19 protein-coding genes and 1 pseudogene are annotated in these 13,205 nt (G+C 48.6%); 17 read left to right on the top strand and 3 right to left on the bottom strand.

The window, feature by feature from the left end; translation table 11 throughout:
* Positions 1-321: 321 nt before the first annotated feature.
* From ACQSGY_RS14340 to ACQSGY_RS14260, 17 genes and pseudogenes are all read left to right on the top strand, one after another.
* Entirely contained in the window at positions 322-666 is a 345-nt protein-coding gene (locus ACQSGY_RS14340; protein WP_427052383.1) for a hypothetical protein, read from the top strand.
* Positions 667-820: 154 nt separating this feature from the next.
* The gene (locus ACQSGY_RS14335; protein ID WP_427052382.1) at positions 821-1,087 is read left to right on the top strand and encodes a hypothetical protein; all 267 of its coding nucleotides are present in this window, start codon (positions 821-823) and stop codon (positions 1,085-1,087) included.
* A gap of 881 nt (positions 1,088-1,968) precedes the next feature.
* Complete coding sequence (locus ACQSGY_RS14330) at positions 1,969-2,391, top strand: hypothetical protein (RefSeq protein WP_427052381.1); 423 nt, start codon at positions 1,969-1,971, stop codon at positions 2,389-2,391.
* Positions 2,388-2,756 (top strand): hypothetical protein, encoded by a 369-nt coding sequence (locus tag ACQSGY_RS14325; protein WP_427052380.1) that lies wholly within the window; start codon positions 2,388-2,390, stop codon positions 2,754-2,756. The genes ACQSGY_RS14330 and ACQSGY_RS14325 overlap by 4 nt, the downstream gene beginning before the upstream one ends.
* Positions 2,753-3,187 carry a hypothetical protein gene (locus tag ACQSGY_RS14320; protein ID WP_427052379.1) on the top strand — a complete coding sequence of 145 codons (435 nt, stop codon included), beginning with the start codon at positions 2,753-2,755 and terminating at the stop codon, positions 3,185-3,187. Before ACQSGY_RS14325 ends, ACQSGY_RS14320 begins: the two co-directional genes overlap by 4 nt.
* 246 nt (positions 3,188-3,433) lie before the next feature.
* Positions 3,434-4,216, top strand: coding sequence for a hypothetical protein (locus ACQSGY_RS14315; RefSeq protein ID WP_427052378.1), 783 nt, complete (start codon positions 3,434-3,436; stop codon positions 4,214-4,216).
* 107 nt (positions 4,217-4,323) lie between these two features.
* A complete protein-coding gene (locus tag ACQSGY_RS14310) occupies positions 4,324-4,548 on the top strand; it encodes a helix-turn-helix transcriptional regulator (RefSeq protein WP_427052377.1) in 225 nt (74 codons plus the stop codon).
* A gap of 66 nt (positions 4,549-4,614) precedes the next feature.
* Complete coding sequence (locus ACQSGY_RS14305) at positions 4,615-4,827, top strand: hypothetical protein (RefSeq protein ID WP_427052376.1); 213 nt, start codon at positions 4,615-4,617, stop codon at positions 4,825-4,827.
* A gap of 422 nt (positions 4,828-5,249) precedes the next feature.
* A complete protein-coding gene (locus ACQSGY_RS14300) occupies positions 5,250-5,627 on the top strand; it encodes a hypothetical protein (RefSeq protein ID WP_427052375.1) in 378 nt (125 codons plus the stop codon).
* Positions 5,620-5,940 (top strand): cold-shock protein, encoded by a 321-nt coding sequence (locus ACQSGY_RS14295; protein WP_427052374.1) that lies wholly within the window; start codon positions 5,620-5,622, stop codon positions 5,938-5,940. Before ACQSGY_RS14300 ends, ACQSGY_RS14295 begins: the two co-directional genes overlap by 8 nt.
* A 307-nt stretch (positions 5,941-6,247) precedes the next feature.
* The gene (locus ACQSGY_RS14290; RefSeq protein WP_427052373.1) at positions 6,248-6,694 is read left to right on the top strand and encodes a hypothetical protein; all 447 of its coding nucleotides are present in this window, start codon (positions 6,248-6,250) and stop codon (positions 6,692-6,694) included.
* Entirely contained in the window at positions 6,681-7,286 is a 606-nt protein-coding gene (locus ACQSGY_RS14285) for a hypothetical protein (protein ID WP_427052372.1), read from the top strand. The genes ACQSGY_RS14290 and ACQSGY_RS14285 overlap by 14 nt, the downstream gene beginning before the upstream one ends.
* Positions 7,287-7,307: 21 nt before the next feature.
* Positions 7,308-7,757 (top strand): hypothetical protein, encoded by a 450-nt coding sequence (locus tag ACQSGY_RS14280; RefSeq protein WP_427052370.1) that lies wholly within the window; start codon positions 7,308-7,310, stop codon positions 7,755-7,757.
* Between the two features lie 412 nt (positions 7,758-8,169).
* The gene (locus ACQSGY_RS14275) at positions 8,170-8,973 is read left to right on the top strand and encodes a hypothetical protein (protein ID WP_427052369.1); all 804 of its coding nucleotides are present in this window, start codon (positions 8,170-8,172) and stop codon (positions 8,971-8,973) included.
* Between the two features lie 37 nt (positions 8,974-9,010).
* A complete protein-coding gene (locus tag ACQSGY_RS14270; RefSeq protein WP_427052368.1) occupies positions 9,011-9,562 on the top strand; it encodes a hypothetical protein in 552 nt (183 codons plus the stop codon).
* On the top strand, positions 9,555-10,016 hold the full coding sequence (locus ACQSGY_RS14265; protein WP_427052367.1) for a phBC6A51 family helix-turn-helix protein: 462 nt from the start codon (positions 9,555-9,557) through the stop codon (positions 10,014-10,016). The genes ACQSGY_RS14270 and ACQSGY_RS14265 overlap by 8 nt, the downstream gene beginning before the upstream one ends.
* A gap of 609 nt (positions 10,017-10,625) precedes the next feature.
* Positions 10,626-10,721 (top strand): annotated as a pseudogene (locus ACQSGY_RS14260) (iron-sulfur cluster assembly accessory protein); the annotation flags it as partial.
* 184 nt (positions 10,722-10,905) lie between these two features.
* On the opposite strand, the gene ACQSGY_RS14255 reads toward ACQSGY_RS14260, so the two are convergent.
* The 3 genes from ACQSGY_RS14255 to ACQSGY_RS14245 are packed head-to-tail and all read right to left on the bottom strand — an operon-like array spanning position 10,906 to position 12,997.
* On the bottom strand, positions 10,906-11,925 hold the full coding sequence (locus tag ACQSGY_RS14255; RefSeq protein WP_427052366.1) for an alpha/beta hydrolase: 1,020 nt from the start codon (positions 11,923-11,925) through the stop codon (positions 10,906-10,908).
* 56 nt (positions 11,926-11,981) lie between these two features.
* Positions 11,982-12,359, bottom strand: a complete 378-nt coding sequence (locus tag ACQSGY_RS14250) for a hypothetical protein (RefSeq protein WP_427052364.1) — start codon at positions 12,357-12,359, stop codon at positions 11,982-11,984.
* Positions 12,356-12,997, bottom strand: coding sequence for a PadR family transcriptional regulator (locus ACQSGY_RS14245; protein ID WP_427052363.1), 642 nt, complete (start codon positions 12,995-12,997; stop codon positions 12,356-12,358). Before ACQSGY_RS14245 ends, ACQSGY_RS14250 begins: the two co-directional genes overlap by 4 nt.
* Positions 12,998-13,205: the final 208 nt, after the last annotated feature.

The raw sequence follows: 13,205 nt of genomic DNA, 5'->3' as shown, positions 1-13,205 counted from the left end.
AAAAATTCCTCCAAAATAATGTAGTAAACTAGTTGACAACGTTACAATCGGGGTGTATATTAGTAATCAAGTAAACTAGTTGACAAGATAACTCGTTAACAACTTATACGTATTATAGTATCAAACGGTTTCAACTTTCGCAACATCGTCGTTCTGAGCTTCTTAAAATTCATTCGAAAAGGGGATACATAATATGCAACTCACTATTAATAATACTAAAAATACATCTAACAACATTGAAACGAGCAAATTCGCCCGCCGGTTCGTCAAACTCCTGCGCGCACTTTATTGCATTCTGGTGATAACGAAGGAGATCGTGGCATGAGCACGCTGGCTAAAGTGTTCATCCTACACGTATGGGAAGAGAAGGCGGAGGACCACGCTTTAACTCCGGCCTGGCTCGTAAACAGCAACACTGCGATTTATCTCTCGCATTGCACCATTTTCTTAGTCCGCGTCATTCCGATCAGACTCGGCCACCTCACGCGCTACTACGTCGAGGATACGGCCACATGCGGCATTCACCTCGCACAGAACGTCGATGGCGATCCGGAGTTAATTGTAGCGAGAATTATTGAGAAGCTGCGTAATGTATCAGCGCTGGATTGGTTGGCGCGCGATGTACTCGATGATATGACGGGACTGTTCGAGTTTCAAACGATATAACCGCCTGACGAGTCTGTGCGCGGAGCTCAGACGAAACCTACGGACTATGTCCGGACGGTCGCGGAACTTCCGCAAGTATCATGTAACAACGTATTGTAACGGTGATATAACCAAACTAATAGCCGCGCGGGCTTAAAACGTTGAGGAGGCATTCATGGAACAAACGACAGTAGTCGAAATTGGTTATGTACGCGATCATCGCACTGGTAATTTCATTGTTACGCTTATTGACGAATCATTCCATCCTAACAGCAACCGCCGACGCCAGCAGATCGTTGTGTTACCTGGCGCATTCTTCCGCATCCTAACCAAAATAGACCGCCGATCCATCGCGAACACAGAATATGTCACGTTGGAACAAGCGGCCGATCTCGGATTCATTGTATCGAAAATTCCTTTAACCGTTGAAGCAATCGCCTAATTTCGTTTTACTATCCGTACCGTTAGCGCCAACTAACGGATCGATATGCGGATACTTTACACTGAGTAACGCCAATTGCTCGGTACATTTCGCCGGTCTAGCGCCAACTATTCCGGCCTTCCTTTGAATATTCCGCGGCACGAAGGCGGCAACCTTCGTTCAGGCAGCGCGTTCACATATATCGAGTGTAAGCGGGAACTTACGCTCTTCAATGACGGAGAGAGCGGCGATTGGCTATCGCATAGGCGCGCTCTTTTCCGTTGTTATACCAAGTAATACGCAAGGTAAAAGAAAGAGTTTCGTTTTTGAGTAAAAAGTTTTGGAGGGAATGTCCCACTTTGGTGGAGAAAATGTGCCTTTATTAAGTATAGGGATTTTTTCTAAGCAGTATGTTGGGGAGGCCGCAGATAAAAGCGACGTCACAAATTAGACACATATTTGTGAAAAACGTGCCCCAACTAGTCAAAATAATGTCCTTATAAAATATAGAAGGATTTTTCGGAATACACCCGAGATCACAATCGGTCGGCACTATAACAGTATAAGACGCCCGAGAATTGAATCCGCCGGCATTAGTAGAGTATACCCGAAATTGGAGGTGAGCGGAGTTAATACGGCATAGAGAAATTTTCCGTAAAGTGTTCGAAGGACGATCGGTAGTTGTCAATATAAGTATAACGAAATTTCCGACTGACTGTGCGGATTCGCATTTCGCTGTAGATAAAATAATAGGCGAAAGTGTGCGAAACGTGAATAAGAGTCGTCAAATCAAGTAGGACCGTAATTGTGCGAAATGCAATCGGCCGGCAACAAAGGAGTATAGGGTTTCCGCGGAACATTCCGCTTCACATAAAACCAAAACGAAAAGGGAGCGATTTATTATGATGAACCTTACCTATGCAACAAAAGTAGTAGAGCAAACAGGCAAATTTACTAATGCATTAGATCTATTATTCAAAACGCATGAACTGGTTTGGGAAGATGGAGTATCATTTGCTACATTCCAGATGCTAGTTGACCGGGAGAACAGAAAAATGCAAATGGCCTTACAGGAGTGTGAGGAACTATCGGCTCCGCGAGGCTTAAAAGCTGGACACTTACGTTGTTCTCGATCATTAAAACAAGTTTATGACCAACTTCAACAACAAATATCGATCTATCGAGAAGGAAATGTTCCTGATGGTAACGACATTGCTTGTCGCATTCAAAGTGAGTTTGAGACAGTTACGGCTCATACAGAAAACGCAATAAGAAAGGCTGAACGTGCGATTTCAATCTTAGTAACGAAAGGAGCATCGCAATGACTAACGACGTACACAATGACGGATTTGCGCGCATTCCAAACATCCTTTTCCGGAGGTACCCGTTACTCGACGGGTTTACCTTGGAAACGGTGGGCTTATACGGGTACTTGTTATCCTGGCGTCAGAACAAGGCGGACCACGCAATGTATGGCATGGCATGGCTCAGGCAGGCGGATATAACGGCGGAAACGGGCATGTCCGCGCATAAAATACGGCAACATACGGAGGTCCTGCGCCGTTACGGGTTGCTAAGGGTTACGAAGTCGGATCGTATTGCGAACAAACTCGTATACGAACCGCTTGAGCCGCTGACATACGAGGAGTTTCGGCGGACTTATTGGAGAGAGGAGGCGGCGAGCTCATGAGTAGTCTCGGAGAACTCGCGCAATTAGCGGTTAGGCAGAAGGCGAAGGTACTGGAGAGCGAACACGGCGGGTACTCCCCGTCGTTGCATTCGTTGTTCCGCGTTCATCTGAAAGAGCTCGGCGATAAATATAAGAAGAATGACGCCCGCGACGCTATATTCCTTCTTCTTTACCTTCACTCGTATGTGAACGGTACAGAGTCGAATGATTTCTATATGTGGGCGTTCCCTACCGTAAAACAGATTCGCGAGGATACCGGTATTCATAGCGATCGAATTAAACCGCTGTGCCAGATACTTGAGATCGAAGGGCTACTCATTACGAAGAAGATTCCGTGGGCAGGTAACACAAAGAAGCTCTATCTTCCGTTATTCTACCCGCTAGAGGAGCAAGCACCAGAGACAGCGATTCCCATAAACGGAGCGGCTTAAATCCCGTATTTAGGAATCGTCGCGATCCGTTTGTAGGAAAATAATAAGAACGAAGTAACAAGAACGAACTAATAAGAATAAACATTACCGCTCGGTTAAATTCGCATACGCTCATTGAACCTCACGGGACAGTGTTCTGACGCGCATAAAGGTATGTAGGGGATGAATAGCGCGGGGAAAAAGAAGAGTAAGAACAAACGATACGCGGAAGTTAAACCGTTCAACAACCACAAGGGGGAAACGACAATGACAAGCAAAACTGAGGTTCTCAAAAAAATCCAGGAGTTTGTAATCGAACATAAGGACGCACCTAGCGCCTGGCGCCCCGAACTGGTCCGTCAGCTTACTGATGAGCTCGAACAAGGCGGAGTCCAGCGTCAGTTATATTGGATGTGGAAAATGCGCCATCCATCGCTTCTCAAAAAGAGCGCAGCTTACCAGACGATCGGAGATATCCTCGCGGACTTCATTATGAATATCGGAGAGGTAGCGGAGAGAGAGGTGGAGTATCCCGTTCGCGGCGCGGAGAAGGCATACCGTGAGGAGGTCCGCAGTAACGGTCGCGAAGTGTTATTACGCTTTGAGCGTTCTGAGCTTAACCCCGATTATCAACCGCGCGGTACCGTATTTGAAGACGCGATCCCGCAGACAAACTCAGTAGAGGACGTTTTATATGGGGAGCGTACGGACATGTCGGAGGAAGAGTTGACCGGCATTTTGACATCCGTTAAGCAGCATCCGCGTGAGTTTATTGGTCAGTATGCAGACGGTAGCCCGTGGAATAGGGAAACGGTTGATAAGCGCAGGTCAGCGGAGAACATTGGTGAAGCCCTAGCGCGGATTGACATGCGGCGAGTCCGAGTTTGCAAGGTTTGTGGGAATGCGTTTTATTCTCACAGCGCGCAGCCAGGGCGGGTAAAAGTGTGTGACATCCTTCTGCACTACAAACAAAAACCGAAGTCCGTCTGCCAAGTAGAGCGAGACAGATTACTCGCTAAAATACGGAAAGTTAAGGCGAAAACGGCCTAATGTAATCGAACTTTATTCCAGTAGTATGTATAGGCGGTATCCCGCCAACGAGATATTTTATTTGAAGCAAAAGTAACAAGAAGAATATTGAAGGGAGGTTTGTAACCGTGGATGCACAATCAGTTAGAGCAATCCGAATATCTCGGAATATGCGTCAAACGGATTTCGCAGAAGCGTTGTCCGTTTCGCGTTCCTGTATCGCTGCGGTTGAAGGAGGTCACCGTCCAGTATCCCATAATCTACGTATCCGGATCGCTCAAGTGTTCGGCACCGGAGAAGACGTATTAACTGCAATTCAGAGAGCGAAGGAGTCCGACAAATTGGCGCTGTAAGAGGCGCTTATTATTTTGCGCACTAACTTTAACACTTTAAAACGTTAATCTTAGGAAGTGAACGAGATGGAGAACGCAATTTGGCGATTAGACAGCGACAACCTAGCCGCTTATACAGAAAGTGAGGACGTGTGGCGCCGGATTAAACGTAGCTATCCGGACTTTGTCGTCATGGCTACGTATGAGCGCGAAGGCCAAGTAACCGGAATGCAATACCGTGTTCCAGCCGCAAGAAAACGCGTAGCTAAGAGATTGTTCAACGTGGTACAGATTACGTAGATTTTACGTGAATACAGAGCTTTGAACAGGCGGAGGAACTACGACCCTCGGCTTCTTTTTGGCGCGCCTATAATCAAGCGAAATCACGGAAAAGGGTGCGATATATGCAAGTTTTTGAGAGGGGAATACGTAAGTGGACAAAGAGGATACGAGGCAATGCGAATACATCAATCCGGACAAGACATGCGCACTTATGATTGCGCTCAGCGGCGAAACTGACCCGCGCTGCAAGTTGTACCGTGATGAGCCGCAGGATTGTCGCTACTTGAGGTTGTTCGTTCTCAAAGGACGCGGGCTCTACCGCGGAGGACGAGCGCGAAGACAGCAAAAGGGAGCTGAGGCGCAATGATGATCGACCGCACAGTAAAGGTAACGTACGCAGACGGTATCGAAATCACGTTCGGCGAAACGGCAAGCCGCGCATGGATAAGGTTCATGGCTCCAATCCTGGCGGAAGAAGAACGCAAGCGCCGGCGGAAGGGGCGGAAGAGATGATCACGGAAAGCTTCGAGATAGATTACGGAGCCAAGCGGACGCTGCGTTTCGAGCCTTACGTAATCGACAGTTATGTGCGCGAGGACTTTCTATCAGTCATTTACGGCCACGTCGAGCGGAATGTCGTCATGAGTACCGCCGTTAAGATGGAGGGTGCGCGGCTATATCGTTTGATCGAGAAAACCGCGATATCAATATGCAAGGCATATAGTCCAACGAAAAATTATGGAATTACGAAAGCAGAGATAAGAGCGGCGATCCTGGCGCTCATTAACCACTATAAAGGAGAGATTACGAATGGGTAACGTATGGAATGGCTTGCAGAACGGTGAAATGGACGAGATCAACGCGCTAATCGGGCCAAGTTTAGGCAAGTCGCTCACACAAGCGCCAGAACTACGCAAGCCGAAACGCTCAAAGGGCTCCGTAAAAATGTTCAACGCGGATAAGAGTTACGGATTTATCGAAACCGGCCGCCGTTCGATCTTCTTCCATTTAAGCGCGTGTGAAGACTCGGACACGGCGTATATTCCGGTCGGGCAGCGTGTGAGCTACGAGGTCGGCGCGGATAAGTTCGGCAAGCCCTGCGCGGTTAACGTGCGAATGGGTACGCGCTGATGATTATGAGCCGAGACATCACCTACGGCGAGCCGGAAGAACGCACATATACAAGCGCTCGTAAGGCGGGGTATTACAATTCTAAGCCAGAACATCCGCGCGAAATAGTTAAGGTGAGCTGTAAGTCAAGCACGCCGTTCGGTTCCGTATCTACCACCCATACGTTCGAGGCAGTGAGTGCGGAGGGTGTTGTTATTCGGGCCGAATCTTTCAGGCTTCCCGTTCTAGCTGCCTCAACCGCTGTAATGGGCCGGTTATGGGATTTCTGTAAACTTCTCGAAGACGACGGTTACGATGTGGTGACGGAATGAAGCCGTTAATTATCGCGGATTGGGTCAGAGTGGAAGGCGTTGCGCAGCTCCTTCATATCCAACTGTACAATTCACGCGGCCAGCTTCAAACGTCCTCAATCGCTCCGTGCTCCGATCCGTTGCTTGCGATACAGCTTGCGCTAGAGGTTGCAGAATTTGCGCAGATTAGCGGAGGCTTTGACCTGCAGACGAGTGACCGCGAGATATTTCGTCACGCGCTGGCTGATCCGGAGATTAACGCGGAGATTCTACATCCGTCAGACATGGCGCATCTTTCCCGCATCGTGAAGGATAGTCCGGAAGTTTACCGGGAGCTGTATCCGTCAGAACCTCCGACCGAAGTTACCATCGAGTTAACAGGATGGCGCGCCTGCGTCGTCAGTTGGCTATATAAACTAATCCAATACATTGAAAAAGGGGATAACAAAAATGAAACAATTTGAGAAGCTTGAGCAATTCAAAAAACAACGTGAAGAAACGTTTGCAAGACAGGGGGAGTGGCGAGCTAAGCAAGATGAGGCCGCGAGAGCTGTAGAAGAAAGCAAGCGCGAATATGCCGAACTTGTTGCGCGGTCCGTCCGTGAGGGTATTAACCTCGATAAACAGATCGACGAAGCAGACACTAAGGTATCCGATGCAGAACGTGCGGTTCGCAGGATTGCGGCCCAAGCACAAGCACTTGCATCGACATCCTTAAATACTAATAATATCACGCCGGAGGATGTAGTAGACGCATGGAATACGGACTATGCGGCAACTTACTTCGAAGAGGTACTAAATCCCGCAATTGACGAGCTTGGACGTGCGGCTGCAGCTTACAAACAAGCTTATGAAAAAGCGACAGAAGTAGCTAAGGAGATTGAGAATGAGCGCCTCGACATGATCAATACGATAGACGGAGGTAGCAATAGAAGCAGATTTATGTACAAAACAAACAGACCTGATCTAAATACAGTTGGGGGAGCGTTCCACAAGGCAACCCTCACAGAGCATGATTTATACCAACTCGATAACCTAAGACGCGCAGTAGGCTAATTAAACTGAGGAGGAATTTACATGAACACGGAATCAATCAGCTACACAAACGTAACAGAGGCGCTTAAAATGGCTTCGGGATATCCGGAGAAGATCGTAAGAGCAAAACGCATGGAGCGAGAGTATAACGAAACGGTTGAGCTAATGTTCAACGAGGAGTCCGGAGTGAGCTTCATTCCGGTTCCTACCGCGCAGGACGTCGACCGTTTTGATACTCGCGCAAAGGAAACGAACGACCCCGACGATATTACCCGCGCTTACCTCATCCGTGACCGGTTCGACCATTACGAAGGGGAAAAGATGGCGCACATTGATCATCGCATTCTTGGCAGTCAGCTCCGCACTAAACTCGCGGACGGTACCGTAACCAGGGCGGATGTCAAGGCGGCGGAACGCTACGCGAAGAACAACCCATCTCCGGATAACATCGGATTATACACGCAGATTAAGCGAGCTGCCGGGGCAATTTAAGAGAATTTGAGTAAGTGAGGGGCCGCGTGCCTCTCTTTTTCATATCAAAGGAGGAGTAGCGATGAGTTTATGTATATGTGTCCAGTTTCCCGATCGGATGATCATAGGATCAGATACCGCGATGACATTTCGTATGTTGGACGGTAGTAAAAGGCGGCATGTGGAGCCCGTTCAGAAGTCGTTCATTATTGGCGACACAATCATCTTCTTGGCCGGAGATGCTAAGACGTGTTTTAACATCGCTAGTGAGTTCGACCGAGAGAAAACAAAGAATATCACGGTATTCCGGCGCATTTTAAAAAAACATAACCGCGGATTAGCTGAGCGCTATAGCGGAGAGAGGCAGGATATGCCGCTTAATGCCATCCTATTCAAAATGGATCAGTCAGGCCGAACGGTTTCTCATACATTCTTGCCAAGTAGCCATTTCAATCCGGTTACACGGCGCGGAACAGACGGAGGGGTTCACATAGTAACAGGTGGTTACGAAGCCGACAAAGTGTTAACTCGGGCGTTGCAAACGTGGGATGACGGAAAGGATACCGGTGAGTTTATCCGCGAGTTATTCGAAGAATTTTCGGGCGCTGAGATTGGCGGCGAACTTGATCTATTCGAGTTTAACGTTAATGGCGCGTACTATCTCGGTCGTCAGCGCTTAAATGAGACTCCGCGCATTGAAACGATTACGGTTGAAGAGACACTCGCATTATCAGCGGGATTGGTAGGCGGTACGGTGACCGGCGCATTGATACGCACAGCAGCAGCCAACCGGCGTATTGAAGTCGACGCACAGGGTTTACGGACATATGACGCTAATGGTACGAATCGCATCCGTATAAATACCGGCTCGGACAACGGCGTCTCTGCTATTACGTTCTTCGGAACGGGTGGAAGCACGGCCGGCGAGATCAATTCGTATCAGAACAGCGGTGGCATCTCGCTAATTAGTTCCGACGTGTTTATCGGATCAAACAATACCGGTAATCCGATCCGTCTACAAGGCGCGGTAACGATCGACGGTACCGTTGAATTTCGCCGCGAAGTAACAGGGCTTAACGTGGGGATCGGAAGTGTAACCGGGCTACAGACGCAACTTGACGCGATATGGGCCAAGCTTAATAACCATACGCACGATATTACGTTGCCTACGCACAACCACGGCAATAGCGCGAATCAGAATTGGGGCGGTACGTTCACTACTTCGAGGTCCGCGTAATTGCGGGCCTTTTTAATACGAGGAGGAGATTTAAACGATGGCAATGACTAACGCGGAGTTACGGACAGATATCGCTAGGTTAGATGAGAAGCTGCGGCAAATACGCATTGATAACGGAAGGAATCCCAATCCGAAGCCACGCCCGAAGATCGTTGATATTCCGTTGTCGGTGGCACTAATAGATCGACTGCAGCCGCTTAAAGTAATTGCGGTTAAGTATGCGGCGGTACTGGCGGCGGGCCAAATAACGCGAATCGACGTAAGTAAGCTCGCTAAATACGAGGAAGCTGCGAAAATCCTACGTTACTCTATGGGTTTTTGGTGCGGATTACATGCGCTTGGAGCCGGTGCGTTCCTGCAGATTATTAGGCGCGTGAATGAAGCGATTGATACCGGTAAGACAGACGAACTGGATATTAACGGACTTATGCGGAAGGTGCATTTCAGCATCGGACTAATGACGAAAGATTCCGCGTTATCCTACGAGATTAGAGGCGCGGCTGTTATTGCGGAAGAAGACGTCGATACCGCGATTGCCGATGTACTGCCAGAGATTAACGAATATGAGGAGGACGATAGCTATGAGTAGACAACGTAGTGTATTAGAGGCGCAGCTTACCGTACAGCAAAGGAAGGCCGCGCAATTACTGGTGAGTAACGAATGGGGAGAGCTGCTGTCCGAGGATGGCCGTAAGAAGAGTATGCAAGAAGTAGCGGAAGAGATCGGCATCGCACGTTCAACTCTTTACGAATGGAAAGCGCAAGAACATTTTATCGATTACGTTAATTATCTTACAGATATTAATCTGCGCGGAATGCAATCGGAAGTAAACGTTGCTCTGGTGAAAGCGATCCGCGGCGGAAATAACGGTTTGCCTTCCGTAAAAGCCCTCGATCTTTATATGCGTCGCTTCGCGTTGTTGTCCGATCGAACAATCGTTGAAGATCGACGCGATGAAATCGTAAGCAATCGTAAGACAGACGAGGAAATCCGCAGAGATATCGAGGAATTGAACGAATTAGTTGGCGGAGAATCTGCGTAAGAATAGCGGACGTTACCGGACAGGATAGCGGTGAGGGGGCGTCAAAACCTACAACGCGCACCTGGCGGACGGCCACGCTAAAACTCCGGGGTTGAGCGGTGCATAAACGGTGTATACTGCGCGGGTAATCGGATGTATAAACTGCCAGCGGTTATTAACGTAAAGGGCGGATTATCCGCGTGGTTATGCGGTTTATTAGCGTATAGAACTGGAAATGTATATACGGTGAATAGAGCGGGATTATGCATACGGATAGGAAACGTAGGATTGGCGCGGGTTTACGGGGGATACGAGGGATTGATAATCACATATCCGCAATCCTCCGAGGCTGTATATTTATGCGAGAGGGCACGGCACGTTCTCCGCTACCCCAAGGCCCATGCGAGGCGCGCCGTAATCAGGTACCCGAAAAATCCGCGCATCAAATTTTCGTCAAGGGTTGAAATCTGCGTTGACTTGTCCGTCTTCACTAGGGTAGAATGCGATTAACGAGATTATGCGCTATAGTAGCGCGTGATTAACAAGTAGTCGTGCGGATTCACAATCCCGGTTGTAACCGAGAAACCGCGTAGTGACGGGCGTTAAGCCTTCCGAATAGCCAAGCGTAGATTCACCATTCATAACCCGAACGCAGTAGCCACATGCGGCTGCGGTTCATCGTTCCGTACGAGAGAAGAAGCGGGTGTACCGGATAAGGATTGTTAATCTGGCACGGGTTTGAGCTTGTTTTTTGAGTAGTGATTTGCAAAAATAGCAGGACGCATTTCCAGCGAAAAGTTTCGCGAGGAAGTGTGTCCTTTTTTATTTGTAATGATGGGAAATAAAAAAGAATCCGATATTCAAAAAAACTCCATAACCACTATGAAAGTGATTATGGAGGAGGTACGTATCAATGAGTCAACGCTTGTAATACCCAAGGGCCCATCAGCTTGGCGGCGTCGTTTAAAATCGTCAAATGTTTCTCGCCGGGCACGATTTCCGTTGATGATTGCTGGCTTACCCGTGTCGCCAAGCCAGCGAATGCGGCTACTTTTTGCGGGTCCATAATTTCATCCTCAGCCCCGATCCATAACCCGAAAGGCTTGTTTATCCGGGCAACTTCCTGCGGCGGATGGGAAGGATTAAGCGCCAGCGCCATATTAACGGTGTTGTATTGGATGAGCCCGATGCTTGACTTCAATTGCTCCTCCGAGTAATTGTACCGAACACCGATTGCATGTCCTTTGAGCAGCCCACCTGTCAGGGCGTTGGCTATGAAGGATTTGACACATACCGTTGCGAAATTTCCGTTGCCTTCCTGCATGGTGTCGGATTTTGGACCGAAATCCGGCGAGACGAACAGATAACCATTCACGGCTTCGGGATGCGGCGAATTGATATAATTCATCACTAGCCCTGCTCCCGCGGAATGTCCGCCCAAAAATACAGGCACGGAAGGAAATTGATGGTGCGCAGTGTCAATGATGCTTGTGACATCATCGTACACCTGCTGAACGTTTGGTGCGTCTCCCCGGGGACCTTCGGACAAGCCGTGACCTCGAATGTCCGGCAAATACGTCGCTATTCCGAAACGCTGACTCAGTTCCTCCCCGATCGGCTCATAGCCCGCCCCGCTATTTGCACCCGAACCGTGATAGAAAATGACAACGGCCTTCGGGTTAGTAGGAGCGTATGCCCGATAAGCCAGACGAGTGTGATCATTCGCTTCCACATATTGTACATGATCTGCAGCGGACGGCTTACCGCCGCTTGAGTTCGATTGACCGAGACCACTTGTTGACACATCGGAAACTACTTTTTCCGGAAACGAACAGGAAGAAAGAGGTGTAGCAGCGTAAGTGATTATGGCGAGCGAGGCGATCACTATAATAGCAAGCATAATTAGTAGCAGGCGCTTGATCAGTCTCATGGTTGTAAAAACTCCCCTTATGTGGCTTGGCTCTGAGCACGGCGATGGTCAAATTGTCATTTTAAGCTAAACCAGTTCTTTGCTTCAGTGCTGTTTAGCCTCCAAATAATGAGCACCGGCAAAATAACACCCAGCAAAAAACCGATACTTTGCCAGACGGCAAATTCGATGAGCCTTAGCACGATTATCACAACAGATAGTGAGATGGCTAAACTGCGCCGTGATACGTGGGGAGCACTAAGACGGGCTCCGACCCATATAGAAGCGACACCGACGACAATCATGGCCAGGCATATCAATTTTTTAACCGTCCCTTGACTGCCAAGCGAGTAGATGCCGTTTACAATATTCACAGCCGCCGCTAAGTAAAACAAAATCTGGGTGAACGTAACTGCCGACGGTTTTTTGGCACTGGCCTGTAGTCCGTTTGTCATAGGGAGTCCTCCTTGTCGTTAGAAGCTTTCTTGTTTTCCGGGGAGAGCAGGGATGCCTCAGCTTGGTCGCACCAATCCAGAACCGTCTCCGCGAACCCGATTCCATAGCGCTGCAGCAGAAGTGGTCCCGCAAGGGAAGGGTCTTCCTTCGAACTTTCCCATGTGCTGCCCGGCTGTGTCTCTTTAATTGTGTTCAGAAACCAGGTGAAGCTTTCCCGTCTTTCACGGATCAAATGCAGCAGCAATTCTGGCCCCTCTTGGGCAGCAAATAAAAATTTGACAAGATTCTCATCGCGTATCTGCAGATGGGCTGACGGGCTGACAAGCCATTTGCGGAGAGCTTTCCGACCCGTATCCGTTAGCTGCCATCGCTGGCGTGACCGGGGACTCTCCACACCGTTCGGTGCTTCGATCAGCCCCAGATCCTCAAGTATTTTCAATTGGGGATACAGTTGTCCGTCACTAACGCCCCAAAAAAAGCGAACCGACCGTTTCGCGGCTTCACGAATTTCGTATCCGCTCCTTGGCTGCAAAGAAAGAAAACCCAATATTGTCCATGCAGTCGAAGTAAGTTCAAAATTTTCCGTTGCAGACTGTGTTGAGGATGAATCCGTCTCGGCTGTGTGGCCATTTTTCATTAAAGTTCACCTGGCTTTCGTTGGATATCATATATCTCTTCAAGAGATATAGTATCGCTGCGAATTATCGCTGTCAAGCTTTCATAATTCATGCTAAAGTACAGCAAATATGGTGTGCCTGACCGTAAAATTTATACATATCCCATCACATAAGGTTACTGTGAGCGAGATACTCTCTTCCAATGAATGTAATTCCAAACGTTTTCGG

This window comes from Paenibacillus sp. TC-CSREp1 (assembly GCF_050171015.1).
In the GTDB taxonomy this organism is placed as follows: domain Bacteria; phylum Bacillota; class Bacilli; order Paenibacillales; family Paenibacillaceae; genus Paenibacillus; species Paenibacillus silvae.
Note: the sequence above shows the minus strand (reverse complement) of the source record. Positions and strands in the feature narration are given on the sequence as shown.

Excerpts from the sequence above, each read along its gene's own strand:
- ACQSGY_RS14265 (WP_427052367.1), top strand. The coding sequence starts at position 9,555 with ATGAGTAGACAACGTAGTGTATTAGAGGCGCAGCTTACCGTACAGCAA.
- ACQSGY_RS14280 (WP_427052370.1), top strand. The coding sequence starts at position 7,308 with ATGAACACGGAATCAATCAGCTACACAAACGTAACAGAGGCGCTTAAA.
- ACQSGY_RS14245 (WP_427052363.1), bottom strand. The coding sequence starts at position 12,997 with ATGAAAAATGGCCACACAGCCGAGACGGATTCATCCTCAACACAGTCT.
- ACQSGY_RS14320 (WP_427052379.1), top strand. The coding sequence starts at position 2,753 with ATGAGTAGTCTCGGAGAACTCGCGCAATTAGCGGTTAGGCAGAAGGCG.
- ACQSGY_RS14270 (WP_427052368.1), top strand. The coding sequence starts at position 9,011 with ATGGCAATGACTAACGCGGAGTTACGGACAGATATCGCTAGGTTAGAT.
- ACQSGY_RS14315 (WP_427052378.1), top strand. The coding sequence starts at position 3,434 with ATGACAAGCAAAACTGAGGTTCTCAAAAAAATCCAGGAGTTTGTAATC.
- ACQSGY_RS14255 (WP_427052366.1), bottom strand. The coding sequence starts at position 11,925 with ATGAGACTGATCAAGCGCCTGCTACTAATTATGCTTGCTATTATAGTG.
- ACQSGY_RS14335 (WP_427052382.1), top strand. The coding sequence starts at position 821 with ATGGAACAAACGACAGTAGTCGAAATTGGTTATGTACGCGATCATCGC.
- ACQSGY_RS14250 (WP_427052364.1), bottom strand. The coding sequence starts at position 12,359 with ATGACAAACGGACTACAGGCCAGTGCCAAAAAACCGTCGGCAGTTACG.
- ACQSGY_RS14325 (WP_427052380.1), top strand. The coding sequence starts at position 2,388 with ATGACTAACGACGTACACAATGACGGATTTGCGCGCATTCCAAACATC.
- ACQSGY_RS14290 (WP_427052373.1), top strand. The coding sequence starts at position 6,248 with ATGAAGCCGTTAATTATCGCGGATTGGGTCAGAGTGGAAGGCGTTGCG.
- ACQSGY_RS14300 (WP_427052375.1), top strand. The coding sequence starts at position 5,250 with ATGGATAAGGTTCATGGCTCCAATCCTGGCGGAAGAAGAACGCAAGCG.
- ACQSGY_RS14305 (WP_427052376.1), top strand. The coding sequence starts at position 4,615 with ATGGAGAACGCAATTTGGCGATTAGACAGCGACAACCTAGCCGCTTAT.
- ACQSGY_RS14285 (WP_427052372.1), top strand. The coding sequence starts at position 6,681 with ATGAAACAATTTGAGAAGCTTGAGCAATTCAAAAAACAACGTGAAGAA.
- ACQSGY_RS14295 (WP_427052374.1), top strand. The coding sequence starts at position 5,620 with ATGGGTAACGTATGGAATGGCTTGCAGAACGGTGAAATGGACGAGATC.
- ACQSGY_RS14330 (WP_427052381.1), top strand. The coding sequence starts at position 1,969 with ATGATGAACCTTACCTATGCAACAAAAGTAGTAGAGCAAACAGGCAAA.
- ACQSGY_RS14340 (WP_427052383.1), top strand. The coding sequence starts at position 322 with ATGAGCACGCTGGCTAAAGTGTTCATCCTACACGTATGGGAAGAGAAG.